Here is a 25182-nt window from a genome sequence, read left to right as displayed (position 1 = left end):
TCACATTAGCGTAGAAGTATGAAGTAATTATTATGAACTAGAATTTATAGCCGACTTCCAGCCAAAACTCGCGGCCGGGCGTGTAAATACCGTATTCATCGTTACTTGAAATTGGTTTCACGGTTTTTGATTTACGGGTTTTATTTAGTACATTTAGTATGTCAACTTGCAAATAAATACTGTGATTACCTGTAATGGTCGGTTGCCAACGAATACTACTGTCCCATTGGGTGTGTCGGCCGTAGTGATAAGAACGATAACGGGAAATTCCGTCGTTAAAATCACCTTCCAAAACGTCATAACTGCGAATCGGTGCTTTTATATACACTTTGTTTGACCAAGTGATGTTGTAATCGGGGATTGCCATATCCAAGCCGAAGCGGGTAATCCAGTCTTCTGTAGAACTATTGACTTTGTTCAGCATTTCTCTGCGGGTAAGTAATTTACCATCGAGATAAACCAATTCATTGGGATCAAGATCTCGACCTATATCCGCCCGTTTGGTTTTTAACCAATCAAATCCCAGAGAGCTTGTCCAGTAGCTTTTACCCAATTGCCAAGGTTCAATATTATTCATTTGGAAAGTGTAAACTTCGACGCTGAAGTCACTGCCGTTATGATAAAAATTAACTTTATTGGCATCACGTTTTAGCACAATACGATTTTTATTTTTGCGATGAATATAATTAAGTTTAAATGCCAGATTATTGAATTCTTGATCAAAACCGATACTAAGTTCATCAGCGTAAGGGGTTTTTAAGGAATGAAATTCTTGGTATTTACGACTGGTATCACGGTTTATTTTTAAAATCTCATTCGTTAGCTTTAATGAAGCGAAAGAACGTCCATAATAGCGATTTAAACCTAATGTGAATCCGGTTTCCTCCCACGGTTTATAGCGTGCAACAAAACGCGGAGCGATATTATTGTTTTGTAGATAGTCATCACGTTCAATACGTACACCCGGGCGTAGCTCCAATTTTTTCCACTTAATTAAATCTTCGGTATAAAAAACAAAGTTTTGATAACGGGTTTGGGCATTACCTTGGTGGGTAACATTTGTTGTCTCAATTGGGCTAAGGTTAGGATATTTTTGAATAATTTTGGAATGTACATCCTGCGGGCGGTTAAATTTATAATGGGTTGCCTGATAAATTCCACCTATAGAAATAGAATGGTTGGCAAAACCTAAATTAAAGGGATCTACGGCAAATTCTGTGGAGAAATGAATGTTGTCTTGCGTAAGGGAACTATTACCATAACCACCTTTTTCATAATCATAAAGCGGATCAAAGTTTTCATCGAAAACAGAAACGATTTCAACATTGGCAGAGGAGGATTTCCGCTTGTCTTTAAAGTGATCGTAAGCAAGTGTATTTGTCAAAATGCCTGAATTAAAAGAATGTACCCAGGCTAATGTTGAACCGAGGGCTTGATGATAATCACTGACGTTACTATCAATATTAGTAGCATAGTATTTTTGTTCTTTATAATTAGAATAACGGAAGCCCAGTTCAAAACGATCTTTTTCACTTGCCGCCAAATTGAAGTTCAACAATAAATTATCTGAATCGCGTTTATGATTTTGCTTGTCTAATTTAACGTCGGGAGCATAACCAATTAATCTATTCTGTTGAATGCGGGCGTGGCGTTTACTGTAACCGATCACCATGCCCAAATTTTCCGTTAAGCCTTTTTCTGCCATGATGCTGAACGTCTGTTTATGGTATTTAGGTTGAAATTCGGCAACACCGCCAGCATCAGGTCTAATTTTATCTAAAAGAGTTTTTGCTGAGCTATCTGCATTAATTTTTGCCCAACCGGAGTTGGTGGTGCGATATTTTAGTGAAACACCGTCTTTACCATTATATTGTTTGGTTTTAGCTACGACTGCGCCTCCCATGAAACCACCTAAACTTGCGGAAATGTTACTATCGTGAACTTCGACTTTTGATAGCATAGATGCATCAAAAAAATAAGCTTGCGTATTACTAATACCCGGAACAACCTGCATGGCTCCATCAAAGATTTCGTTATCGACGGTTAAATCATTATTTACGTTTACGTTATCGACAAAGTAAGCAGTTTGGTTTGCATCGGCTCCATTAATTGAGATATTTTGTGGTTTAATTTCGCCGAGCTGAAAACCATTTTGGTCACTGTCTTCATAACGAATGTGCGGATTGGAACGTAGATAATCGGTGATGTTATTATTGGTTGTCGGTATTTTTTCCATCTCATTGGAAGTAACAGCCTGGGTGGAGGAAAGGGATTTATTACTATCTCCATATACTATAATTTCCGGTAACATATTGGATTTATTTGTTGATTTTTCTTCCGAAAGAACATGCTGTGCGTAAAGCGCCGTACAAATGAAAAATGCGATCTTGGTTTTTTTATACATAGTGTTTCCTCTGATTCTGGCCATAAATAAAAACGATTCGCATTATATTTTTGTTTGGCTTAATGTAAATAATAAATTTATAAAATATTTGATATAAAATTTTGTAATTTTGACTACCTTACGTAGTGAAAGGTCCAGGGTGGCTTTTTAGTTAATTAATTGGGCTCATGTTTTAGGGACGTGACAAATTAAGTGCAGTGGTTTTTCCTCGTGTTTTTACGGTGCATGGGCGCATTTAAAACGACAAGGCTTTTTGCTATAATCCGACACTTAATTTATTGAATTGATTTTTATGGGGTTTATGATGGCAATGTCCCATTTTCCGACGTTTCATGAAATGTTTCCTTATGAAAAACGAAAATTAAAATTATTGCGGGAAGGGTTGCGCTATGGGGCGCGTCGTTTGTTTTTTGCCGAACAATGTTCGGCATTGGTCAAGTTTATTCAAGCCAACCCGTTGTGGCAGCCTATTTTTACTCAGCATCCTTATCGGGTGAATACGTTGTTAAGTCAGTATTGCGATAAGCGTTTTAATTCAACACAACGTTTACAGGCTATTCAAACGAATTTTGCAGTGGTAGAAGCGAAGTTTGGCAAAGCCTTATGTGAAACGTTGATTGCCCAACAACCGATATTGTTATCACAGTTGACGGAAACGTTGGCATTGCAATTACGTTTAAATGATATTGATCCTTATGAAGGATTTTTTGCGGTTGGATTAACCGACAGTGATCAGCGTACGATTTATTCCGCCAGTTTTACATTTTTGTCAGGCAATCGACTATTGGTGGCGTCCATTCAGGGGCCAAAGGGCGAAGAGGCGCAAGAGCTGGTTCGAGTGGCAACCAAATCATTACACGGTGTGCGACCGATGTTTATGTTGGTCAATGCCTTTAAATTATTAGCCACACAGTTGAATTGTCGTTTAGAAGGCATTCCGCATAAAAATCAGGCGAAATACCGTTGGAATGATTCAGCAAAGTTATTGTTTAATTATGATGAATTTTGGCAGGAAAATGAGGGGAAGTTGACTGAAAATTATTGGCAAATTCCGACCGCACTTGAGCGTCGTCCGTTGGAGGATATTCAGAGTAAAAAGCGGTCTATGTACCGTAAACGCTATGAGATGTTTGACAAGATGACAGCCGATATTCAATCCCTTTTTACAGAGAATACCCATGAATAAAATTATTACGGTGGACGGACCAAGCGGCGCCGGTAAAGGTACGTTATGTTATGCCTTGGCAGAAAAACTAGGCTTTGCATTGTTGGATTCCGGGGCGATTTATCGCGTGACCGCATTGGCAGCATTAAAACGCAATGCGGATTTAACCAATGAAACGGAATTGGCGGAGTTTGCCCGTCATTTAGATATTCAATTTGTACCGCAAGACGGTGAAGTGAATGTGTTATTAGGCGGTATGGATGTAAGCCGTTTGATTCGTACACAAGAGGTTGCGGATGCTGCATCAAAAGTAGCGGTTTTCCCGCAAGTTCGTGCCGCATTACTACAACTTCAGCAGGATTTTGCGAAAAATGATGGTTTAATCGCCGATGGCCGTGACATGGGAACGGTGGTGTTTCCTGATGCGCAAGTAAAACTATTTTTAGACGCCAGCGCGGAAGAGCGTGCAAAAAGACGGTATAACCAGTTGCAAAATAAAGGGATTAGTGGTAACTTTGCACAGATTTTAGCCGAGATAAAAGAGCGTGATTTGCGCGATAGAAATCGTGCCGTTGCCCCTTTAAAACCTGCTGAAGATGCGTTTTTGCTTGATAGTACATCGTTAACTATTGATGAAGTTATTGAGCAGGCGCTGACTTATATTCAACAGCGTCTTGATATTAAGGTTTAAAATTTTACGGTTTATTCACGGATGAATGAACATTATCATCAGCCCCACTTTTTATGGATTGGAAGTGGACGTTATTTATTTAAAATTGAAGATTAATTATGACAGAATCTTTTGCTCAACTCTTTGAAGAGTCATTGAAAGGCCTTGAAACCCGTCAAGGCGCAGTCGTTAAAGGTACCATCGTTGCTATCCAAAAAGGCTACGTTCTTGTAGATACCGGTTCTAAATCCGAATCTGCAATTCCTGCTGAAGAATTTTTTAATGCGCAAGGCGAATTAGAAGTTCAAGTTGGTGACGTTGTTGATGTAGTGCTTAAAGCGGTAGATGACGGTTTTGGTGAAACAGTTGTTTCTCGCTCAGATGCTAAACGCAACGAAGCTTGGATTGTATTGGAAAAAGCCTACGATGAACAAGCGACTGTGCTTGGTTTAGTGAACGGTAAAGTGAAAGGCGGCTTCACAGTTGAGTTAAACGGTGTTCGTGCATTCTTACCAGGCTCATTGGTTGATACCCGTCCGGTTCGTGATGCTGATCACTTATTAGGCAAAGAATTAGAATTTAAAGTAATCAAACTTGATCAAAAACGTAACAACGTTGTTGTTTCCCGTCGTGCAGTAGTCGAATCTGAAAGCAGCCAAGATCGTGAAGAAGTATTAGCGAACTTGTCTGAAGGTGCTGAAGTTAAAGGTACCGTTAAGAACTTGACCGACTACGGTGCATTCGTTGATTTAGGCGGTGTTGACGGTTTATTACACATTACCGACATGGCTTGGAAACGTGTTAAACACCCAAGCGAAATCGTGAACGTTGGTGATGAAATCACTGTTAAAGTATTGAAGTTTGACAAAGATCGTACCCGCGTATCTTTAGGCTTAAAACAATTAGGCCAAGATCCTTGGGCTGCAATCGCTGAAAACCACCCTGTAAACAGCAAATTAACCGGTAAAGTGACTAACTTAACCGACTATGGTTGTTTCGTTGAAATTTTAGACGGTGTTGAGGGTTTAGTTCACGTTTCTGAAATGGATTGGACTAACAAAAATATCCACCCATCTAAAGTGGTTAGCTTAGGTGATGTAGTTGAAGTTATGGTATTGGAAATCGATGAAGAACGTCGTCGCATTTCTTTAGGTTTAAAACAGTGCAAACCAAATCCATGGACTCAATTCGCTGAAACTCACAACAAAGGTGACAAAGTTGTTGGTAAGATCAAATCTATCACCGACTTCGGAATCTTTATCGGTTTAGAAGGTGGCATTGACGGTTTAGTCCACTTATCTGACATTTCTTGGAACGTTCAAGGCGAAGAAGCTGTTCGTAACTACAAGAAAGGTGACGAAGTTGCTGCCGTTGTATTACAAGTTGATGCAGTGAAAGAACGTATTTCTTTAGGTATTAAACAACTTGAAGAAGATCCGTTTAATAACTTCGTAGCAATCAACAAAAAAGGCGCGGTATTAAACGCTAAAGTTGTTGAAGCTGATGCAAAAGGCGCTAAAGTTGAATTAGATGGCGGTGTTGAAGGTTATATCCGCGCAGCCGATTTAACTAATGAAGTTGCTGCAGGCTATGTTGTTGAAGCGAAATACACCGGTGTGGATCGTAAAGCACGTATCGTTCACTTATCTGTTCGTGCGAAAGATCAAGCTGAAGAAGCAGCTGCTGTGGCAAACGTGAATAAGCAAGAAGAAGTTGCTATTCCAAATGCAATGGCCGAAGCCTTCAAAGCAGCTAAAGGTGAATAATTCACTTTATTAATAAAACCGGCATAGCAATATGCCGGTTCATAAAGAGTTAGGAGAATAGTATGACAAAGTCAGAACTTATTGAACTTTTAGTGAAAAAAAATAGCAACATTCCCGTTAAACATGTTGAAGAAGCGGTAAAAGCAATTTTAGAACAAATGTCATATGTATTAGAAAGTGGCGAACGTATTGAAGTACGCGGATTTGGTAGTTTTTCTTTACATTGTCGTCAACCTCGCATAGGGCGTAATCCTAAAACTGGTGAACAAGTTAAATTAGAGGCAAAATGCGTGCCGTATTTTAAGGCAGGCAAAGAGCTAAGAGAACGTGTTGACGTTTACGCATAATTTATTTAACTAACTTTTTCATAACGGCACTTTTAAGTGTCGTTTTTTGTACTCATTTTTGGCATAATGGGCAACAACTTTATTTCAAGGAGAAACCAAATGATTAAATATATTTTGGGATTAATCATCGTCTTGGCTATCATTTTAGTTGCTGTTACCGTGGGGGCTAACAACGATCAGGTAATTACCTTCAATTACATCTTTGCACAAAGCCAATTCCAACTTTCTACCTTAGTTGCTATTTTATTCGGTTTGGGTCTCATCCTCGGTTGGTTTATCACCGGTTTTTTCTACCTCAAATTAAAACTTAAAAATATCGCATTAAATCGTCAAATCAAACGTCAAACCCAACAAATTAACGAGTTAACGACCAGCAGAGATAAGGTTTCTCAATAATGCTTGAATTACTCTTCCTTCTTTTGCCGATTGCTGCCGCGTATGGTTGGTATATGGGTCATCGTAGTGCAAAAAAAGATCAGGAAGATGTCAGTAATAAGCTCTCCCGAGATTATGTTACCGGAGTTAATTTCCTTTTAGCTAATCAAACCGAGAAAGCCGTCGATTTATTTTTGGATATGTTGCAAAAGCAAGAAAACGAAAATGAAATTGACAGTAATTCACAGTTTGAAGCTGAGTTAACTTTGGGTAATTTATTTCGTTCTCGAGGCGAAGTGGATCGCGCATTGCGTATTCATCAAGCTTTGGATAACAGTCCTAATTATACATTCGAACAGAAATTACTGGCTAAGCAACAGTTAGCCCGAGATTTTATGGCCGTTGGTTTTTTTGACCGGGCCGAACATCTTTATATTTTAATGGTGGATGAACCGGAATTTGCTGAGGGAGCGTTACAACAGCTTGCGGTAATTTATCAAAAAACGAAAGAATGGAAAAAGGCCATTAATGTCGCTGAAAAATTGGTGAAAATTTCACCGAATAGTAATCGAATTGAATTGGCTCACTATTATTGTGAATATGTGCAAAATCTGCCTGATGAAAGCAAAGAAGAGCCAAAACAAATTTTGTTACAAGCCCTCAAGGTTTCACCGAATTGCGTTCGGGCGTCAATGATGTTAGCGGATTTATATATTAAACAGAAAGAGTACAAAAGTGCGGTAGATATTTTAGAAAATATTTTAACGCAAAATGCCGCTTATATCGGCGAGGTATTACACAGTTTAAAATTCTGCTATCAACAACTAAACCAATTGGATAATTTTGAATTATTTTTAATTAAGGCAAGCCGCGAAAATAATAACAGTGCGGTAGCTTTAATGTTAGCGGATTTAATTGAAGAAAAGGATGGTTTTGCCGCCGCACAGCTTCAGCTTTACCAACAACTACAGCAGAATCCGGCGACACTAATTTTTCATCGTTTTATTCAATATCAAATTAATGACGCAGAGAAAGGCCGAGGAAAAGACAGTTTGATTCTGTTACATAAAATGGTGGGTGAGCGGATTAAGCAAACTTTTGGTTATCGTTGTAGGAATTGCGGTTATCAAACTCACAAATTAATTTGGTGTTGCCCTTCTTGTCGCCAATGGGAAACGATTAAACCGGCTAGCTCAATTGAACATAATTAGGGGCTAGCCAGCTTTATTTATAAGGAGAAAACTATGACGAATAAAGTCATTATTGCATTAGATTATGAAAAAGAAACCGATGCCTTGGCATTGGTTGATCAGTTTGATCCGCAAACCTGTCGTTTAAAAGTGGGAAAAGAAATGTTTACTACCCTTGGCACGAGTTTTGTGAAACAGCTACATAGTCGTCATTTTGATGTTTTCCTTGATTTAAAATTCCATGACATCCCAAACACGGTAGCAAGAGCAGTGTGTTCTGCCGCCGATTTAGGGGTTTGGATGGTAGACTTACACGCCAGTGGCGGTTTACGCATGATGGAAGAAGCTAAAAAAATTCTTGAACCTTATGGCAAAGAGGCGCCATTGCTTATTGGAGTGACTGTGTTAACCAGTATGGAAGATTTGGATTTATTGCAAATTGGCATTAATTCGTCCCCGATGGAGCATGTTATTCGCTTGGCGAATTTAACTCAACGTGCGGGATTAGATGGCGTGGTATGTTCTCCGCAAGAAGTAGAAATTTTACGTAATAATTGTGGACCCGATTTTAAATTAGTCACACCGGGTATTCGCCCGATTGGGACGGATTTTGGTGACCAACGTCGTGTCATGACGCCTGCGGCTGCTATTCGTTCCGGAGCAGACTATCTGGTGATTGGTCGTCCGATTACACAAGCCGAAAATCCGGTTGAGGTTTTAAATTCTATTAATGCGTCTATTGCTTAAATTATCATGACAAGTCATTTAGTTTATTCGACAGAGGTAGGACGCATTAAGTCCGAGAAGCCTCAAGAGCAAGTACCGCAAGGCGATGGCGTTGTACGTATTCAGTTGCAAAAAAGCGGACGAAAAGGCAATGGTGTTAGTATTATCACAGGCTTGGGGCTTGCCGAAACCGAATTAAAATTACTTGCGGCAGAGTTAAAAAAACGTTGTGGTTGCGGAGGGGCGGTAAAAAACCACACTATTGAAATTCAGGGTGAGAAACGTGATTTACTGAAACAGCTACTGGAACAAAAAGGCTATAAAGTGAAATTAGCCGGTGGTTAAAATGAAAAAAAGTGGGTACTAAACCCACTTTTTTATTTCTAGTGAAAATATCCCAGTAAAATTGTTGCAATGAGTGAAATCAGGGCAAGAAAGAAAAACAATGGCTTAGATGACGGATTTTTCTTACTGAAATATTTTGCTGAGAACACAATATAACCTACCAATAAAAGGATTTTGATGATAATCCAAATTGGTAAACCGTAGTTGAACATGACCAACATAATCACACCGCTTAAGATTAAGAGTGTATCTACTAAGTGCGGTAAGATTTTCAAGAGTTTTATGCTACGCCAGTCTTTTTGGCTTAATTGCATACCTCCACGAACAAGCAATAATCCTAAACTTAAGAATGCGCAAAGGATATGCGTATAAGTTAGATAAATTCCCATTTTTCACTCCAACATTAAAGGCAGTAGTAAAACACTACTGCCTTGAAATAGAAATAACTTAATATCGTTATTCTTCGGTATTTTCAACCGCACTTTCCTGTTCGCCTTCGTCATCATCTACATCACAGATGCGCTCTAGGCTGACAACATGTTCATCTTCGCTAGTGCGGATGAGGCGAACCCCTTGTGTGTTACGTCCCACAATGCTGACTTCGCTGACGCGTGTACGAACAAGGGTTCCTGCATCAGTAATCAACATGATTTGGTCAGTATCGATCACTTGTGTCGCGGCAACGACTTTGCCATTACGCTCACTCACCTTAATGGAAATCACACCTTTAGTGTTACGGGATTTGGTTGGATATTCTTCCAATTTGGTTCGTTTCCCATAACCATTTTGCGTTGCCGTGAGGATTTCTCCATTATTTTTCGGCACCACCAAAGAGACAACTTTGTCGATATTCAAATCTAATGTTTCTTCCGCATTGTCATCAGAAACATCTTCAATTTCTACCGCACTTTCGTCGTCACTTAGATCATTGGTGAGAGCCAATTTTATCCCGCGAACACCGGTAGCTAAACGCCCCATTGCGCGTACGGCGGTTTCACTGAAACGAACTACACGGCCTTGAGAGGAGAATAACATGATTTCGTTGCTACCATCGGTAATATCCACACCGATCAACTCATCTTCATCACGCAGATTCAAGGCGATGATCCCGCTGGAACGCGGACGGCTGAATTCGGTTAAGGCGATTTTTTTCACCACACCGCCGGCGGTTGCCATGATGACGAATTTATCTTCTTCATATGCGGTTACCGGTAAGATCGCCGTAATTCGTTCATTTTCCCCTAACGGCAAAATATTGACGATTGGACGACCGCGTGAACCACGGCTGGCTTGTGGAAGTTGATACACTTTCAGCCAATATAAGCGTCCACGACTGGAGAAACAGAGAATCGTGTCGTGAGTGTTCGCAACTAATAGTTTTTCGATGAAATCTTCTTCTTTCATCTTCGTTGCCGATTTACCTTTGCCACCGCGACGTTGTGCTTCGTAATCGGTAATCGGTTGATATTTCACATAACCTTCGTGGGAAAGAGTAACAACTACGTCTTCCTGTGCGATTAAATCTTCCAAATTAATATCACCGGAAGCGGCCGTAATTTCCGTTCTGCGTGGGTCATTAAATTGTTCGCGGATTTGTTCCAATTCTTCTCGAATAACTTCCATTAAGCGTTCCGGGCTACGCAAAATGCGAAGCAATTCGCCAATGGCTTCCAACAATTTTTTGTATTCATCAAGAATCTCGTCGTGGCCTAAGTTGGTTAATTTTTGTAGACGAAGATCTAAAATGGCTTGAGCTTGAACTTCGGTTAAATAATACAAACCGTCACGAATACCGTATTGTTCATCCAAATCTTCCGGACGAGCCGCATCCACACCTGCTGTGGCCAACATATCGGCAACATGACCAAGTTGCCATGGACGGGCAATTAATTCGCGTTTGGCTGTTTCCGGGTTTGGTGCTTGGCGGATAAGCTCAATAATCGGATCGACGTTTGCCAAGGCAATGGCCAAGCCTTCCAAAATATGCGTACGTTCACGCGCTTTGCGCAATTCAAAAATAGTACGGCGTGTCACCACTTCACGACGGTGTAAAACAAAAGCTTCGATTAATTGTTTTAAATTTAATAATTTAGGTTGGCCGTGATCTAAGGCCACAATGTTGATGCCGAAAGTCACTTGCATTTGGGTGAGCGCATAAAGGTTATTTAAGACCACTTCACCTACGGCATCACGTTTGATTTCGATAACGATACGCATACCGTCTTTGTCTGATTCATCACGCAGACCGCTAATGCCTTCGATTTTTTTCTCTTTGACGAACTCGGCGATTTTTTCGATTAATTTGGCTTTGTTAACTTGGTAAGGAATTTCGTTAACAATAATGGTTTCACGGCCTTTTTCATCGGTTTCGATTTCGGCTTTTGCTCGCACATAAATTTTACCGCGGCCGGTTTTATAGGCTTCTTCAATGCCTTTACGGCCGTTAATTAGGGCTGCTGTTGGGAAATCCGGACCGGGAATGTGGCTCATTAATTCATCAATAGTGATATCGTTATTTTCAATATAAGCCAAGCACCCGTCTAATACTTCGCCTAAATTGTGTGGCGGAATATTAGTTGCCATCCCCACTGCAATACCGGAAGAACCGTTAACCAGTAAGGCCGGGACTTTAGTCGGTAACACCTCAGGAATTTGTTCGGAACCGTCGTAGTTCGGCACGAAATTCACGGTTTCTTTGTCTAAATCTGCCAATAATTCATGGGCGATTTTGGTCATACGGGCTTCCGTATAACGCATTGCCGCCGGCGCATCACCATCCACCGAACCGAAGTTACCTTGACCGTCTACCAACATATAACGCAGTGAGAAAGGTTGCGCCATACGCACCAAAGTGTCATATACTGCGCTGTCGCCATGCGGGTGGTATTTACCGATAACATCGCCCACAATACGGGCAGATTTACGATAAGGTTTGTTGTAGGCATTGCCGCCTTCATGCATGGCGAATAATACGCGGCGGTGTACTGGTTTTAAACCGTCACGCACATCAGGTAACGCACGCCCCACAATAACAGACATGGCGTAATCAAGGTATGAAGATTTTAATTCTTCTTCAATACTCACCGGCGTAATATCTTGGACTAAATCAGTCATTTAGAACTTCCTAATCATTAAATTTAATCGTGAAAAAATTGGCGTGATTATAGCACAAAAGGGCTTTTCTCCCTAAGAAAAATTGCGAAAATCTTGCATCGGATTGCATAAAAGTGCGGTCGTTTTTTAGGATATTTTTAGTGTTTTTGCTACACTAGGCACATTATGTAAAAAGTGGAGCATAATCATGAATGTTGATCAGCAAGAAATTGATAAATTTGAAAAAATGGCAATAAGTTGGTGGGATCCAAACGGTGATTTCAAGCCTATTCATCAGCTAAACCCACTACGTTTAAACTACATTTTGCAACAAGCCGGCGGGTTGGCTGGCAAGCGTGTTTTGGATGTCGGGTGCGGAGGCGGTATTCTTGCAGAATCAATGGCAAAACAAGGCGCTTTTGTTACCGGTATTGATATGTCTTCAGCACCTTTGGCTGTGGCTAAAACACACGCCGAAGAACAGGGGCTGAAGATTGACTATCAACAAATTACCATTGGAACAGTTATGTGAAAATATTTTGCAAAAACAGACCGCACTTTTAGCAGAAAATGAGTAGGCAGAATTTGGCTTTGATGTGATTACCTGTATGGAAATGTTAGAACATGTGCCGGATCCCGCATCAATTATTGAAAATTGCGCCAGGCTATTAAAATCCAATGGCGTCTTATTTTTTTCTACCATTAATCGAACATTAAAAGCTTGGGCGTTGGTCGTGTTGGGCGCTGAGTATGTGCTGAAAATGTTGCCGAAAGGCACTCATGATTATGATAAGTTTATTCAGCCGGCCGAATTATTGGCTTGGACGGATAAGGCAGGATTAGAATGCGTTGAGATGGTGGGGTATCACTATAATCCGCTAAGCGGAAATTTTTGGTTAAATAACGATGTGAGTGCCAATTATATGGCGGCTTTTCGCTTAACGACGTTTGATTTAATAAAGTAAAGTGCGGTCTGATTTTGATGTGTTTTTAAAAACGAAAAGGTGGTTCTGAAACCACCTTTTTTAGATTATTTTTTATTGTTTTCGCTACAGTGATTAATGTCACTGCATTTGCCGTAAAGGTACAGGCTATGGCTGGAAAGCTCAATGCCGTGTTGTTTACTGATTTCTTTTTGGCGATTTTCAATTAATTCATCATTAAATTCAAACACTTTTCCACAATCGGTACAAATAATGTGATCGTGGTGTTGTGTTGGGGCTAATTCAAAAACCGATTTGTTACCTTCAAAATTATGACGAATTAAGATTTTCGCTTCATCAAACTGATTTAATACACGGTAAACTGTGGCTAAACCGATATCTTCACCATTTTCCAAAAGCATTTTATAGACATCTTCGGCAGAAAAGTGCTGATCGTGATGTTTTTGCATTAAGGCTAAAATGGTTAAACGCGGTTCTGTGATTTTCAATCCCACTTTTTTTAATAGTTTAATGTTTTCTTCAGACATAACAGCTCCTTTTTTGCTATTAAGCTAATTCAGCTAAACACATCTCATCGTAGACCTGTTTAACCCATTTATTCACACGTTCAGACGTTAATTCCGGTTGGCGATCTTCATCAATACATAAACCGACGAATGTATTGTCATCAATTAATGCTTGAGAAGACTCGAAGGTGTACCCTTCGGTTGGCCAGTTTCCTACAATAATCGCGCCATGCGGTTCAACAATGTTGCGCACAGTTCCCATCGCATCGCAGAAATAATCTGCGTAATCTTCCTGGTCTCCACAACCGAAAATGGCGACCAATTTATCCGTAAAATCAATCTGTTCTAACGTTGGGAAGAAATCGTCCCAGTCACATTGCGCTTCGCCGTAATACCAAGTTGGAATACCGAAAAGCAAGAAATCATATGCTTCAATATCTTCCTTGCTGCTTTTTGCGATGTCGCGAATATCAACTAAATCACTACCTAATTGCTTTTGAATCATTTTAGCAATGTTTTCTGTATTGCCGGTATCACTACCATAAAATAAGCCAACAACAGCCATTTCTTTTTTACCTATTTTTCAATTTTAAAATAATCTTGCAAAATCGTGACAATTAATTCGGAACGACTAACATTCAGAGTTGATGCTAAATCTTCTAATTGTTGAACCAGACCTTCATGCAACTTTAACTCAACACGTTTTAACCCACTAGATTTATCGCGCTTTAATTGATTGCGTTTATTGATACGAATCTGTTGTTCTCGGGTCAGTGGATTAGTTTTCGGACGTCCAACTTTGCGAATATCGCTAAATAAATCTAAAGTAATGCAGTCAGAATCTTGTTTTGCCATTTTTTTAACCACTGGCGTGTAAATTTACTTCCTTTAATAAAAAGAATTATTTAGGAAGTGATAATGATAAGCTACAACCAAATTGGTAGGAAACTATACCATAATTCAAAGGCAAATGAAATTTTATTTAGATTCGTATTGACTATCAATTTTATCTAAAAAATTTGCTATTGCACGAATGACAAACTGCGGTTTTTCCGCATGCACCCAGTGACCGCTACCATTAATGATAAAGGCGTTTGCCTGTGGGCATTGTTTGATAATTTGTGACTTATATTGTGGCAAGATATAAGAGGAGTTACCGCCTTTGATAAACAAGCAAGGTTGTGGAATATGGCGGGTGTGCCACCCCATAAGGTTGGCATAATTTTGTTTAAGTGCGGTCAGATTAAAACGGAAGCGCTCGGGGGATTCGCCATCAAACGATTTCAGCATAAACTGTTGCACGCTTTCATCTTCAATGTGTTGTGCCAAAATCGGTTTAGCCTCTTGACGGGTGTGCGGTTGGGCGGCTTTGACCGCAAATAATCCGGCAAATACCGAATCATGGCCATGATTACCATAAACGACCGGCGCAATATCAATGACGACCAAACTTTCCACCATTTTCGGGTGTGATGCCGCCAGCGCCATTGCTGTTTTACCACCCATAGAATGTCCGATAAGCACCACTTTTTTAATGGATAAAGATTGAATCACTGCAAACACATCTTCCGCCATTGCATCATAATTCATTTCATCGCTATGGAAACTTTGTCCGTGATTGCGTAAATCCACGCGTAAAATGGCGTAATCATCACTAAATGCACGGGCTATCACGCCTAAATTATTCATATCGCCGAATAAACCATGAATAAAAACCAATACAGGCTTGTTAATTGCTTGTTTTAATTCATGAAATTGGAAATTGAGTAATTTTTGCATGGCGTGAATTTTTGTCTAGAGAATTTGTTAATAGCCCGCTATAATGTGCCAAAAGATTAAATAGATCAAGCAAGTGGAGAGATAAAATGAAAATTATTGAAGTCGATGAAGAGCTTTATCAATACATTGCCGGCAATACGCAATCTATTGGCGAAAGTGCGTCGGATATTTTGCGCCGTTTATTAAATCTTTCTCCGCGCAATGCTTATGTTAACTTATCGGAAAATCAATCCGGTCTTACACCATCTTCTTCGAATGAACAAACGCAGGTGACCGAGCAACCAACCGTTTTTGAAGAAGAAATCAACAAACCGGTGATCAGAAAACAATCTGACGAAGTCATGCAAAAAACCATTACGAAATTGGAATCTTTGTTAAATTCTGAAGAATTCAAACAGGAAAACAAAGCGGTTGTTCGTTTTTTAAATATTTTGACAATTTTATACCGCACCAATCCGGAAGGTTTTGCGCTTGCTACCGAATCTCTACAAGGGCGCACCCGTGTTTATTTCGCCCGTGATGAAGGTACTCTGCTAATGGCGGGGAATCATACCAAACCGAAACAAATTCCTGACACGCCATATTGGGTGATAACCAACACAAACAGCGGTCGCAAAATGTTAATGTTGGAAGGTGCGATGCAGTCTATGCATTTGCCGGAAGAATTAATCGAACAAGTGCGGTCATATTTTACGGCGAATTAGTAATGATCCCGCCTTGGCGTTGTTTTTCCAATTCACCATTGTTTTCCGAACGAATCGCCTTGCAAGTTTTGCAGGGCGAAACTTTTACATGGCGTCGGCTTGCGACAACGCTCCAAGCTCTTTCCTCCTATCTTGCACAACAAGGTGTAACCAAACAAAGCGGCATTGCGTTATGCGGGAAAAATAGTCTTGAACTGGTTCTGTTTTATTTGGCGGCGATTCAGCTTGGTGCTCGGGTGCTTCCCCTAAACCCGATGTTTCCAACGGAAAAAATCCTTGAGCTGTGTCGTGTAAATGACATTGAGTTTTTCTTGATATCCGAGCCGTCTGAAACAGCGTTTGAGCCACTCAAGTGCGGTCAATTTTTCAAACGTTTTTTCACCTTAACCCAGGCAATGACGCAAGCCCTGGAAATTGACCATTGCCACGATTTCAAATTTGATGATACACAACCTGCGACCATGACGTTAACCTCCGGCTCTAGCGGCTTGCCAAAAGCGGTTGTGCATTCGGTTCGGGCACACTTAGATAATGCCAAAGGAGTGTGCGCTTTGATGGATTTCACAGCAGAGCACTCGTGGTTGTTGTCTTTGCCTTTATATCATGTGTCGGGACAAGGCATTGTATGGCGTTGGTTGGTGAGCGGAGCCACATTGGTGTTGCCCGGTGAGGATTTTTATGTCTCGATCAATCAGGTTTCTCACGTCTCGTTGGTGCCGACACAGGTGCAACGCTGGTTGCATTATCTCAGCGAAAATCGAAGCACCTTTCAGACTCAAGCGGTGTTGCTTGGTGGCGCACAAATTCCCCTTGCGCTTACGCAAGCGCTAAAGTCCGTCGGAGTCAAAAGTTATGCCGGCTATGGTATGACGGAAATGGCTTCCACCGTTTTTGCTAAGGTTTATGATGGAAAAAATGGTGTTGGCCGACCTTTAAACGGACGGGAATATCAGTTGGTGAATGATGAAATTTGGCTACGCGGTGCCGGGGTGGCGTTAGGTTATTGGCAACAGGGACGAGTGGTGTCTTTGCTAAATGAACAAGGTTGGTTTGCTACCAAAGATAAAGGGGCTTGGGTTGATGATGAACTTGTGATTTTAGGACGAATTGATAATATGTTCATTTCCGGCGGCGAAAATATTCAGCCGGAGGAAATTGAAGCAAAGATTTTACAATCAGACCTGGTTCGTCAAGTGTTTGTGTTGCCCATTAGTGACAAAGAATTTGGGCAACGGCCGGTCGCGGTGGTTGAATTTAAAGAGATATTCAATCAAAGTGCGGTCAAAAATCTGCAAGAATTTTTACACGGGCGGTTGGAACGTTTTAAACAGCCCGTTGCCTATTATCCACTGCCGTCGGATTTGGTCTGCGGTGCAATTAAGATTTCACGGAAAGTGCTGGCAGATTGGCTGGCAAAGCAATTAGGATAACTATGAAAATATCGTATTTTTTAACCGCACTTTGCGCCGCATTTGTGTTGAATGTGGCTGTGTCGCAAAGTGCATTTGCTGATCAAAATAACAACGCATTGCCGACGGAAAAAAGCCTTAAAGCGGATCTTGCTGCGGCAAATAAAATGGCCGATAGCGATGAGAAAAAGGCGTTGATTGACAGCTTGCAAACTTCATTAGATTTGTTGCAACAAATTCAAGCTCAACAAAAAAACAATGATGCATTGCAAAATACGATTAATGGCGCTGATGCCGAAATTCAAAAAAATAACAGTGAGTTACAAAATCTCAAGAAGCAACTTAACACCGCCAAAGCAGAGGATTATCAGTCTCGTACCTTGGCTGATTTGCAGGCTCAGCTTGAAAAATTAACCAATCAACAGCAGGAGACCCAGGCGGCATTAAGTGTCGCGAATGGTCAATTGGCGGGGCAAAGCTCTGTTTCCGAGCGGGCGCAAACCACATTAACTGCAAATCTAAAGCGCACTCAAGAGCTTAATCAAAAACTTAGCAATAGTGGCATCTCAAGTGTTTTGAAGCAGCAGTATCAGTTGGAATTACAACTAATCGATTTGAAAAATACCTATAACCAAATTCTGTTGAAGAATAGCGATCAGCTCACGGTGTTGTATCAGAGCCGTTATGATTTATTAAGCGTTCGCGTACAAGTGCAACAGCAACAATTGGCAGTGATTCAGGAAGTTATCAACCAAAAAAATTTAGAGCAAACGCAAAATCAAGTCGATCAAGTTCAGCAACAAAGTCAAAATGCAGTCAAAAATGAGTTTATTCAAAAAGAATTGGAGCGTAATGCACAGCTTAGCAAATATTTGTTGGAACAAACAGAAAAAACCAACACGCTTACGCAAGATGAGCTGCGGATGCGTAATGTGTTGGATAATCTGACGCAAACCCAACGTACGATTGATGACCAAATCAGTTCTTTACAGGGCACATTGGTGCTATCGAGGATTATTCAGCAACAAAAGCAAAAATTACCGACAAATTTAAACATTCAAGGCCTCTCCAAGCAAATTGCCGATTTACGCGTGCAGATTTTTGATATTACGCAAAAACGTAATGAACTCTATGACTTAGATAGCTATATTGAAAGAATCCAGCAGGATGAGAATCAAACTTTCAGCGCGGCGGAAAAAACACAATTTATTAATTTGTTAATTGAGCGTCGCAAGATTGGTTCGGATTTGATTAAGTCATTGAATAATCAGTTAAATCTTGCTATTTCATTAGAGTTGACACAACAGCAAATTACGCAAATTAGTGATCAGATTCAATCTAAATTGGATCAACAGAGTTTTTGGGTAAAGAGCAACAATCCGATTAATTTAGATTGGATTAAAAACTTGCCGATGTCTTTAAGTACCCAGTTTGACGGTATTGTCAAAAAATTAGGCTTTCCAAACGACTTTGATAATTTGCCGTATTTGTTGACTTATGTTTTTATTTTAGTGGTTATCGGCGGCATTATTTTTAAATTTAAACCGGCAATTAAACATCGCTTGGGATTAATCAACGGCCAAATTAATACACTACGTTCCGACAGCCAATGGCATACGCCTATTGCTTTATTCTATACGGCTATTCTGTCTTTATCCGCGACTTTATGGTTCCTAGCCATTTGTCAAATGATTGGATTTTTCTTCTTTAGAAATCCGAATGAATTTTGGCAATGGTCACTGAGTATGGCGGGATATTGGTGGTTCTTTAGTTTTGTGTTGGCGGTGTTGCGCCCGAACGGCATTTTAGTGCGTCATTTTGGCTTTACGCAAGAAGGCGCGGAGAAATTGCAATCCATTACCAAGCGAATTATTGTTGCTATAGTTTTATTACTTAACACGTCAATTTTTAGTAATGTGATGGACAGCGGATTGGCTAATGATGTGCTAGGTGAAATTAATACGATTGTAGCGCTTGGTTTTTGTGTCGCGATTATTGCTCCGCGTTTTAATAAAGCGGTAAAAACTTTTGGTGATAGTGCACAAGATAATCGGGATAAAGTGATTCTAAAAATCGTTCGGATTTTGCTTCGTTTAGTGCCGGTGGGATTAATCGTGCTAGTGGCCTTGGGCTATTATTACACCGCGTTGAACCTGATTTCTCATGTGATTAATACTTATATTGCGTGGGTCGTTTGGTCACTTGTCCGCCATACGGTGTATCGTGCTATTACTGTTGCCTCCCGTCGCTTGGCCTATCGTCGATTACAGGAGAAACTCCAACAAAAAGCTGTTGAACCCAATGACGGAACATCATCTGATGATGTTGTGGTGGTCACTGAACAAGAAGAGGGTTTAGCGCTAAATGAAGTGCGTAGCCAATTGATGAGATTTGCCGATTTGTTTGTATGGACGGCCTTATTTGCTATTTTCTATTATGTTTGGTCGGATTTAGTCACTGTAGTAAGTTATTTACGAGACATTACGCTGTGGCAACAAACGACAACCACTGAGACTGGGATGGTGACGGAAAGCATTTCGTTATTCAATTTAATTGTTGCCTTGGTGATTGTAGCGATTACCTATATCTTGGTGCGTAACATTCCGGGGATTTTGGAAGTGCTTGTGTTCTCCCGCGTAAAATTGTCACAGGGCACGCCTTATACCATCAACACGTTATTAACCTATATTTTGGTGGCTATCGGTAGTGCTTGGGCATTCGCCACACTGGGGATGTCGTGGTCGAAATTGCAATGGTTGTTTGCTGCACTTTCCGTTGGTCTGGGTTTCGGTATGCAGGAAATTTTTGCGAACTTCGTGTCAGGTATCATCTTATTATTTGAACGCCCGATTCGCGTGGGAGATACCGTTACTATTAATGATGTCAGTGGTACGGTAGCAAAAATTCGCATTCGTGCGATCACTCTTATTGACCCCGATCGTAAAGAAGTCATTGTACCAAATAAATCCTTTGTAACCGGGCAGGTGATTAACTGGGCACTTTCTAATACCGTAACCCGCTTGGTGATTTCTATTGGCGTGGCGTACGGTTCCGATTTGGAACTGGTGAAACGTTTATTGTTACAAGCCGCAAACGAACAGCATTCCGTATTGAAAGATCCGGAACCACGAGCTTTGTTCCTAAGTTTTGGCGCGAGTACATTGGATCATGAATTACGCGTTTATGTAGGGCAACTTTCCGAACGTATCAACACTATTGATGCATTAAACCGACGGATTAATGAATTATTTGCGGAACACAATATTGATATTGCTTTCAACCAACTTGATGTCTTTATTAAGAATAAAGATACCGGTGTGATGATGCCGTTGGTGGATGTGAAATCGTAATTTGCAGTAAAGAGAGAAAATTATGGCAGGAAATACTATCGGGCAACTGTTTCGCGTGACCACTTTCGGTGAATCCCACGGCATTGCGTTGGGCTGTATCGTTGACGGCGTACCACCAAATATGGCGTTATCGGAAGCGGATATTCAACCGGATTTGGATCGTCGAAAACCAGGAACATCGCGTTACACCACCCCCCGTCGTGAAGATGACGAAGTACAAATTTTGTCCGGCGTATTTGAAGGTAAAACGACAGGTACCAGCATCGGCATGATCATCAAAAATTCGGATCAACGCTCACAAGATTATGGCGACATTAAAGATCGTTTCCGTCCGGGGCACGCAGATTTTACCTACCAGCAAAAATACGGTATTCGTGATTATCGGGGAGGTGGACGTTCTTCTGCTCGTGAGACAGCCATGCGTGTCGCCGCTGGAGCCATTGCAAAAAAATATTTGCGTGAACAATTCGGTATCGAAGTACGTGGTTTTTTAAGTCAAATCGGCGAGGTAAAAATGGCACCCCAAGCCATTGAAAACATTGACTGGGCAGAGGTGAATAGCAATCCGTTCTTTTGCCCGGATCAAAGTGCGGTGGAAAAGTTTGATGAATTAATCCGTGAACTGAAAAAACAAGGTGATTCCATTGGCGCAAAAATCACTGTGGTAGCGGAAAATGTACCTGCAGGGCTGGGCGAGCCTGTGTTTGATCGCTTAGATGCCGATCTTGCTCATGCTTTAATGAGCATTAATGCTGTGAAAGGCGTTGAAATTGGTGATGGCTTTGCGGTGATAGAACAGAAAGGCAGTCAACATCGTGATGAAATGACACCTGAAGGCTTTCTTTCTAATCATGCAGGCGGTATTTTAGGTGGTATTAGCTCTGGTCAACCGATAGTCGCCACAATTGCCTTAAAACCTACTTCCAGTATTACCATTCCGGGACGTTCCATTAATCTTGATGGCGAACCGGTAGAGGTCGTTACCAAAGGTCGCCATGATCCTTGTGTTGGTATTCGCGCTGTGCCGATTGCCGAGGCCATGATGGCGATTGTGTTATTGGATCATTTATTACGTTTTAAGGCACAGTGTAAATAAGCATAGTGAGACGATAAAATGAAAAAAACGTTACTTGAATTCCTCAAAAGTGCGGTCATTTTTAGCGGCGTTTTTTATACCGCCCAAGTGATTGCCGCACCGCAAGATTGGCAACAAATTAAGCGCCCGATTCCGGCAGAAGACGGAAGACCTCAACCCATCGGAAGTTATACCAATGGCTGTTTGATCGGTGCACAACCCTTGCCTTACAAGGGAGTGGGCTATCAAGTCATTCGCATGAATAAAAACCGTTATTACGGCCACCCTGATATGATTAGTTATTTACAACGTTTAGGTGAGCGGGCTAAAGTAGCAGGCTTGCCAACGATGTTGGTGGGAGATATTGCCATGCCCGGTGGCGGACGTTTTTTAACAGGGCATGCCAGCCATCAGATGGGATTGGATGCGGATATTTGGTTACGCATGGGAGCAATGTCTGATACGGATGCGCTAAACTCTGACGGTAAGGGGTTATTGGTGGTAAATCGTAAAGCACAGCGGGTGGATGAGAATATTTGGAATGCAAATCATGCAAAATTAATTAAACTCGCGGCGGAAGATCCAAAAGTCACCCGTATTTTCGTGAATCCGGCAATTAAGTTAAAACTTTGTGAAACTGCCGGAACTGACCGTCATTGGTTACATAAAATTCGACCTTGGTTCGGACACGATTCCCATTTCCATGTGCGGATCGCTTGCCCGCAAGGAGCACAGTATTGTGAAAATCAAGCACCAGTGCCAGCCGGTGATGGTTGTGGTGAGGAGCTTTATTCTTGGTTTGAACCCGCCAAGCCAGGTGCGCCACCAAGCAAACCGAAAGTCACCCCTCCGGAACCGTTTTTATGTCAACAGGTGTTAAGCTCTCCAAATCGAAGCGAATGGTTGGAGTAACATATGGAGTTTGGGGTTGATATTTTAGCCATTTTATTTGCGGTAGCGTTCATTGCCGGTTTTATCGATGCGATTGCCGGTGGTGGCGGGTTAATAACGATTCCCGCCTTATTAATGACAGGCATTCCCCCAGCTGCTGCTCTTGGCACAAATAAACTCCAAGCCTGTGGCGGTTCATTTTCAGCCAGTTTATATTTTTTACGCAAAAGAGCGGTTAAATTTTCGGAAGTTTGGTTGATTTTGCTGATGATCTTTCTTGGTTCTGTAGCCGGCACAATTTTGATCCAATTAATCGACGCCTCCTTAATTAAGAAAATTCTGCCATTTCTCATTTTGGCCATCGGCTTATACTTTTTACTTACGCCTAAATTAGGCGATGAAGATCGTAAGCAGCGCCTATCATATCCCATCTTTGCTTTTTGTATCGGCTCATTAATGGGATTTTATGATGGTTTTTTTGGTCCGGGCACCGGCTCCATTATGAGTTTGGCTTGTGTTACTTTACTTGGTTTTAATTTAGCCAAAGCCACCGCACATGCCAAAGTGATGAACTTTACGTCTAATCTGGCTTCGTTAATTTTCTTTTTAATCGGCGGACAGATTTTATGGACGGTTGGCTTGGTAATGATGGCAGGACAATTTATTGGCGCAAATTTCGGCGCTAAAATGGTCATGACCAAAGGCAAAACCTTAATTCGCCCAATGGTGGTGGTCATGTCTTTTATCATGACGATAAAAATGGCCTTTGATCAAGGCTGGTTTAATTTTTAACGGTATAAAGTGCGGTGAATTTCCGCAAAGTTTTTTATGACAGATTCTCAACAGAACATTCGTTTAACCGCACGTGTCGGCTATGAGCCGCATTTTTCATGGTCGTATTTAAAACCCAAATACTGGGGTGTTTGGCTCGGTATATTGGCACTGTTATTGCTGGCTTTCGTGCCTTTTCGCCTGCGTGATAAATTGGCTGCCAAACTGGGCGTGTTTATCGGACATAAAGCGAAAAAACAACGCAAACGGGCGCAAATTAATTTGCAATATTGTTTTCCTCAATGGACGGAGCAACAACGCGAGCAGGTGATTGATGAAATGTTTGCCGTGTTGGCGCAAGTAATGTTAGGTATTGGCGAAATTGCCGTACGTTCTAAAAAACATTTGCAAAAACGGAGTGAATTTATCGGCATTGAACACATCAAGCAGGCAAAAGAGCAGGGGAAAAACGTAATTTTGTTGGTGCCGCATGGTTGGGCAATTGATGCCTCCGGCATTATTTTACACACGCATGGCATTCCGATGACATCTATGTATAACCCTCACCGCAACCCGTTGGTGGATTGGCTTTGGACATTGGCGCGGGAACGCTTCGGCGGCAAAATGCATGCCCGCCAAAATGGCATCAAACCGTTTTTAGCGCATATTCGTCAGGGTCAGATGGGCTATTATTTACCGGATGAAGATTTTGGCGAAGAGCAGAGCGTGTATGTGGATTTCTTCGCCACGTACAAAGCAACCCTGCCGGGCATCAATAAAATGGCGAAATTGGCGAAAGCGGTAGTAATTCCCATGTTCCCGCGTTATAACGCCGAGGCGGGCAAGTACCAAATGGAAATTCATCCACCAATGACCTTAAGCGATGATCCGCAACAGTCGGCGCGTGCCATGAACGAAGAAATCGAAAGTTTTGTCACTGCCACTCCGGTCCAATATGTGTGGATCTTGCAGCTGTTGCGTACCAGAAAAAATGGTGAAGATCTTTATCATTAATGTTCGGCAAATCGCCTTTTTATGGTAATATGCCGCCCGTTTTATAATTTCAATCCGCGTTCAAAAATGACCGCACTTTTAGGTAAAAAAATGGAAAACAAACTTGCATTAATTGCATCTTCAATTAAATCAATTCCTAATTATCCGAAACCGGGAATTATTTTCCGTGATATCACCAGCTTGGTCGAAAATCCAAGTGCATTTCATGCCGCAATTGAACTCATCGTGCAGCATGTTAAAGCGAAAGGAATTACCAAAGTTATCGGCACCGAATCTCGTGGCTTTATTTTTGGGGCGCCCGTGGCTTTAGCGCTAAACGTGCCTTTTGTGTTAGTACGCAAACCGGGTAAATTGCCACGTGAAACCATTGCACAATCCTATGAATTGGAATATGGTCAAGATACCTTGGAAATCCATACGGATTCTATTCAAGCTAACGATAACGTATTAGTTATTGACGATTTGTTGGCAACTGGCGGTACAGTCGAAGCAACCATTAAATTGGTACAACGCCTTGGTGGAGATGTAAAATATGCCGCATTCGTGATTAATTTACCGGATTTAGGCGGCGAACAACGTTTACTTGGGTTGGGTGTTGAACCTTATACTTTAGTGAATTTCGAAGGCGAGTAATTTGCCTTCTTTAGCATGATTCAAG

Annotated in this window: 23 protein-coding genes and 1 pseudogene; 17 read left to right on the top strand and 7 right to left on the bottom strand. The window is 41.2% G+C overall.

Annotated elements, in window-relative coordinates; translation table 11 throughout:
• Positions 1 to 37 precede the first annotated feature (37 nt).
• The gene (locus tag EL144_RS03290; protein ID WP_005703645.1) at positions 38 to 2404 is read right to left on the bottom strand and encodes a TonB-dependent receptor plug domain-containing protein; all 2367 of its coding nucleotides are present in this window, start codon (positions 2402 to 2404) and stop codon (positions 38 to 40) included.
• A 292-nt stretch (positions 2405 to 2696) separates the two neighbouring features.
• Between EL144_RS03290 and EL144_RS03285 the strand changes: the two genes are divergently transcribed.
• The 8 genes from EL144_RS03285 (at position 2697) to yciH (ending at position 8988) form a co-directional block, all read left to right on the top strand.
• Positions 2697 to 3590, top strand: a complete 894-nt coding sequence (locus EL144_RS03285; RefSeq protein WP_032995093.1) for a VirK/YbjX family protein — start codon at positions 2697 to 2699, stop codon at positions 3588 to 3590.
• Positions 3583 to 4260 (top strand): (d)CMP kinase, encoded by a 678-nt coding sequence (gene cmk, locus EL144_RS03280; protein ID WP_005702634.1) that lies wholly within the window; start codon positions 3583 to 3585, stop codon positions 4258 to 4260. Before EL144_RS03285 ends, cmk begins: the two co-directional genes overlap by 8 nt.
• 98 nt (positions 4261 to 4358) lie before the next feature.
• The gene (gene rpsA / locus EL144_RS03275) at positions 4359 to 6005 is read left to right on the top strand and encodes a 30S ribosomal protein S1 (RefSeq protein ID WP_005703647.1); all 1647 of its coding nucleotides are present in this window, start codon (positions 4359 to 4361) and stop codon (positions 6003 to 6005) included.
• A 62-nt stretch (positions 6006 to 6067) separates the two neighbouring features.
• Positions 6068 to 6352: an integration host factor subunit beta gene (locus tag EL144_RS03270; protein ID WP_005703649.1), complete on the top strand. Its 285-nt coding sequence runs from the start codon at positions 6068 to 6070 to the stop codon at positions 6350 to 6352.
• Positions 6353 to 6451: 99 nt separating this feature from the next.
• Positions 6452 to 6748 carry a LapA family protein gene (locus tag EL144_RS03265; protein ID WP_005702637.1) on the top strand — a complete coding sequence of 99 codons (297 nt, stop codon included), beginning with the start codon at positions 6452 to 6454 and terminating at the stop codon, positions 6746 to 6748.
• Positions 6748 to 7938 (top strand): lipopolysaccharide assembly protein LapB, encoded by a 1191-nt coding sequence (gene lapB / locus EL144_RS03260; protein ID WP_005703650.1) that lies wholly within the window; start codon positions 6748 to 6750, stop codon positions 7936 to 7938. The genes EL144_RS03265 and lapB overlap by 1 nt, the downstream gene beginning before the upstream one ends.
• 33 nt (positions 7939 to 7971) lie before the next feature.
• Positions 7972 to 8664: an orotidine-5'-phosphate decarboxylase gene (gene pyrF / locus EL144_RS03255; protein ID WP_050332751.1), complete on the top strand. Its 693-nt coding sequence runs from the start codon at positions 7972 to 7974 to the stop codon at positions 8662 to 8664.
• 6 nt (positions 8665 to 8670) lie between these two features.
• Positions 8671 to 8988 carry a stress response translation initiation inhibitor YciH gene (gene yciH / locus EL144_RS03250; protein ID WP_005703653.1) on the top strand — a complete coding sequence of 106 codons (318 nt, stop codon included), beginning with the start codon at positions 8671 to 8673 and terminating at the stop codon, positions 8986 to 8988.
• 38 nt (positions 8989 to 9026) lie between these two features.
• Here yciH and EL144_RS03245 read toward each other — a convergent pair whose 3' ends face one another.
• Both EL144_RS03245 and gyrA read right to left on the bottom strand, forming a co-directional pair.
• Entirely contained in the window at positions 9027 to 9377 is a 351-nt protein-coding gene (locus tag EL144_RS03245; RefSeq protein WP_050332753.1) for a SirB2 family protein, read from the bottom strand.
• 67 nt (positions 9378 to 9444) lie between these two features.
• A complete protein-coding gene (gene gyrA, locus EL144_RS03240) occupies positions 9445 to 12102 on the bottom strand; it encodes a DNA topoisomerase (ATP-hydrolyzing) subunit A (protein WP_005703656.1) in 2658 nt (885 codons plus the stop codon).
• A gap of 184 nt (positions 12103 to 12286) precedes the next feature.
• On the opposite strand from gyrA, the pseudogene ubiG reads away from it, so the two are divergent.
• Positions 12287 to 13046: pseudogene (gene ubiG, locus EL144_RS03235) on the top strand (bifunctional 2-polyprenyl-6-hydroxyphenol methylase/3-demethylubiquinol 3-O-methyltransferase UbiG).
• A gap of 65 nt (positions 13047 to 13111) precedes the next feature.
• Here ubiG and fur read toward each other — a convergent pair.
• The 4 genes from fur to EL144_RS03215 all read right to left on the bottom strand — a co-directional run bounded on the left by fur (position 13112) and on the right by EL144_RS03215 (position 15310).
• The gene (gene fur / locus EL144_RS03230) at positions 13112 to 13552 is read right to left on the bottom strand and encodes a ferric iron uptake transcriptional regulator (RefSeq protein WP_005702645.1); all 441 of its coding nucleotides are present in this window, start codon (positions 13550 to 13552) and stop codon (positions 13112 to 13114) included.
• A gap of 19 nt (positions 13553 to 13571) precedes the next feature.
• Complete coding sequence (gene fldA, locus EL144_RS03225) at positions 13572 to 14096, bottom strand: flavodoxin FldA (protein ID WP_005702646.1); 525 nt, start codon at positions 14094 to 14096, stop codon at positions 13572 to 13574.
• 11 nt (positions 14097 to 14107) lie between these two features.
• The gene (gene ybfE / locus EL144_RS03220) at positions 14108 to 14386 is read right to left on the bottom strand and encodes a LexA regulated protein (RefSeq protein WP_032995095.1); all 279 of its coding nucleotides are present in this window, start codon (positions 14384 to 14386) and stop codon (positions 14108 to 14110) included.
• A gap of 123 nt (positions 14387 to 14509) precedes the next feature.
• Positions 14510 to 15310, bottom strand: coding sequence for an alpha/beta fold hydrolase (locus EL144_RS03215; RefSeq protein ID WP_005703660.1), 801 nt, complete (start codon positions 15308 to 15310; stop codon positions 14510 to 14512).
• A gap of 86 nt (positions 15311 to 15396) precedes the next feature.
• Between EL144_RS03215 and seqA the strand changes: the two genes are divergently transcribed.
• Genes seqA through apt form a run of 8 tightly spaced genes read left to right on the top strand, consistent with a single transcriptional unit; the run spans position 15397 to position 25157 of the window.
• The gene (seqA, locus tag EL144_RS03210; protein WP_005703661.1) at positions 15397 to 16014 is read left to right on the top strand and encodes a replication initiation negative regulator SeqA; all 618 of its coding nucleotides are present in this window, start codon (positions 15397 to 15399) and stop codon (positions 16012 to 16014) included.
• A 2-nt stretch (positions 16015 to 16016) separates the two neighbouring features.
• A complete protein-coding gene (gene menE / locus EL144_RS03205) occupies positions 16017 to 17444 on the top strand; it encodes an o-succinylbenzoate--CoA ligase (protein ID WP_005703662.1) in 1428 nt (475 codons plus the stop codon).
• A gap of 2 nt (positions 17445 to 17446) precedes the next feature.
• Positions 17447 to 20773, top strand: a complete 3327-nt coding sequence (gene mscK / locus EL144_RS03200; protein ID WP_005703663.1) for a mechanosensitive channel MscK — start codon at positions 17447 to 17449, stop codon at positions 20771 to 20773.
• A 22-nt stretch (positions 20774 to 20795) separates the two neighbouring features.
• Positions 20796 to 21869 (top strand): chorismate synthase, encoded by a 1074-nt coding sequence (gene aroC, locus EL144_RS03195; protein WP_005703664.1) that lies wholly within the window; start codon positions 20796 to 20798, stop codon positions 21867 to 21869.
• An 18-nt stretch (positions 21870 to 21887) separates the two neighbouring features.
• Positions 21888 to 22760: a penicillin-insensitive murein endopeptidase gene (gene mepA / locus EL144_RS03190; protein ID WP_005703665.1), complete on the top strand. Its 873-nt coding sequence runs from the start codon at positions 21888 to 21890 to the stop codon at positions 22758 to 22760.
• A gap of 3 nt (positions 22761 to 22763) precedes the next feature.
• Positions 22764 to 23531, top strand: a complete 768-nt coding sequence (locus EL144_RS03185) for a TSUP family transporter (RefSeq protein ID WP_005703666.1) — start codon at positions 22764 to 22766, stop codon at positions 23529 to 23531.
• 36 nt (positions 23532 to 23567) lie between these two features.
• Entirely contained in the window at positions 23568 to 24524 is a 957-nt protein-coding gene (lpxM, locus tag EL144_RS03180; protein ID WP_005703667.1) for a lauroyl-Kdo(2)-lipid IV(A) myristoyltransferase, read from the top strand.
• Between the two features lie 21 nt (positions 24525 to 24545).
• The gene (apt, locus tag EL144_RS03175) at positions 24546 to 25157 is read left to right on the top strand and encodes an adenine phosphoribosyltransferase (RefSeq protein ID WP_005703668.1); all 612 of its coding nucleotides are present in this window, start codon (positions 24546 to 24548) and stop codon (positions 25155 to 25157) included.
• Positions 25158 to 25182 lie beyond the last annotated feature (25 nt).

Origin of the sequence: Aggregatibacter aphrophilus ATCC 33389, from assembly GCF_900636915.1 — a bacterium.
Taxonomy (GTDB): Bacteria; Pseudomonadota; Gammaproteobacteria; order Enterobacterales; family Pasteurellaceae; genus Aggregatibacter; species Aggregatibacter aphrophilus.
Note: the sequence above shows the minus strand (reverse complement) of the source record. Positions and strands in the feature narration are given on the sequence as shown.

Excerpts from the sequence above, each read along its gene's own strand:
- EL144_RS03265 (WP_005702637.1), top strand. The coding sequence starts at position 6,452 with ATGATTAAATATATTTTGGGATTAATCATCGTCTTGGCTATCATTTTA.
- apt (WP_005703668.1), top strand. The coding sequence starts at position 24,546 with ATGGTAATATGCCGCCCGTTTTATAATTTCAATCCGCGTTCAAAAATG.
- lpxM (WP_005703667.1), top strand. The coding sequence starts at position 23,568 with ATGACAGATTCTCAACAGAACATTCGTTTAACCGCACGTGTCGGCTAT.
- ybfE (WP_032995095.1), bottom strand. The coding sequence starts at position 14,386 with ATGGCAAAACAAGATTCTGACTGCATTACTTTAGATTTATTTAGCGAT.
- EL144_RS03185 (WP_005703666.1), top strand. The coding sequence starts at position 22,764 with ATGGAGTTTGGGGTTGATATTTTAGCCATTTTATTTGCGGTAGCGTTC.
- EL144_RS03270 (WP_005703649.1), top strand. The coding sequence starts at position 6,068 with ATGACAAAGTCAGAACTTATTGAACTTTTAGTGAAAAAAAATAGCAAC.
- mepA (WP_005703665.1), top strand. The coding sequence starts at position 21,888 with ATGAAAAAAACGTTACTTGAATTCCTCAAAAGTGCGGTCATTTTTAGC.
- lapB (WP_005703650.1), top strand. The coding sequence starts at position 6,748 with ATGCTTGAATTACTCTTCCTTCTTTTGCCGATTGCTGCCGCGTATGGT.
- EL144_RS03215 (WP_005703660.1), bottom strand. The coding sequence starts at position 15,310 with ATGCAAAAATTACTCAATTTCCAATTTCATGAATTAAAACAAGCAATT.
- yciH (WP_005703653.1), top strand. The coding sequence starts at position 8,671 with ATGACAAGTCATTTAGTTTATTCGACAGAGGTAGGACGCATTAAGTCC.
- fldA (WP_005702646.1), bottom strand. The coding sequence starts at position 14,096 with ATGGCTGTTGTTGGCTTATTTTATGGTAGTGATACCGGCAATACAGAA.
- EL144_RS03285 (WP_032995093.1), top strand. The coding sequence starts at position 2,697 with ATGGGGTTTATGATGGCAATGTCCCATTTTCCGACGTTTCATGAAATG.
- fur (WP_005702645.1), bottom strand. The coding sequence starts at position 13,552 with ATGTCTGAAGAAAACATTAAACTATTAAAAAAAGTGGGATTGAAAATC.
- seqA (WP_005703661.1), top strand. The coding sequence starts at position 15,397 with ATGAAAATTATTGAAGTCGATGAAGAGCTTTATCAATACATTGCCGGC.
- EL144_RS03290 (WP_005703645.1), bottom strand. The coding sequence starts at position 2,404 with ATGTATAAAAAAACCAAGATCGCATTTTTCATTTGTACGGCGCTTTAC.
- EL144_RS03245 (WP_050332753.1), bottom strand. The coding sequence starts at position 9,377 with ATGGGAATTTATCTAACTTATACGCATATCCTTTGCGCATTCTTAAGT.
- mscK (WP_005703663.1), top strand. The coding sequence starts at position 17,447 with ATGAAAATATCGTATTTTTTAACCGCACTTTGCGCCGCATTTGTGTTG.
- rpsA (WP_005703647.1), top strand. The coding sequence starts at position 4,359 with ATGACAGAATCTTTTGCTCAACTCTTTGAAGAGTCATTGAAAGGCCTT.
- pyrF (WP_050332751.1), top strand. The coding sequence starts at position 7,972 with ATGACGAATAAAGTCATTATTGCATTAGATTATGAAAAAGAAACCGAT.
- aroC (WP_005703664.1), top strand. The coding sequence starts at position 20,796 with ATGGCAGGAAATACTATCGGGCAACTGTTTCGCGTGACCACTTTCGGT.
- cmk (WP_005702634.1), top strand. The coding sequence starts at position 3,583 with ATGAATAAAATTATTACGGTGGACGGACCAAGCGGCGCCGGTAAAGGT.
- menE (WP_005703662.1), top strand. The coding sequence starts at position 16,017 with ATGATCCCGCCTTGGCGTTGTTTTTCCAATTCACCATTGTTTTCCGAA.
- gyrA (WP_005703656.1), bottom strand. The coding sequence starts at position 12,102 with ATGACTGATTTAGTCCAAGATATTACGCCGGTGAGTATTGAAGAAGAA.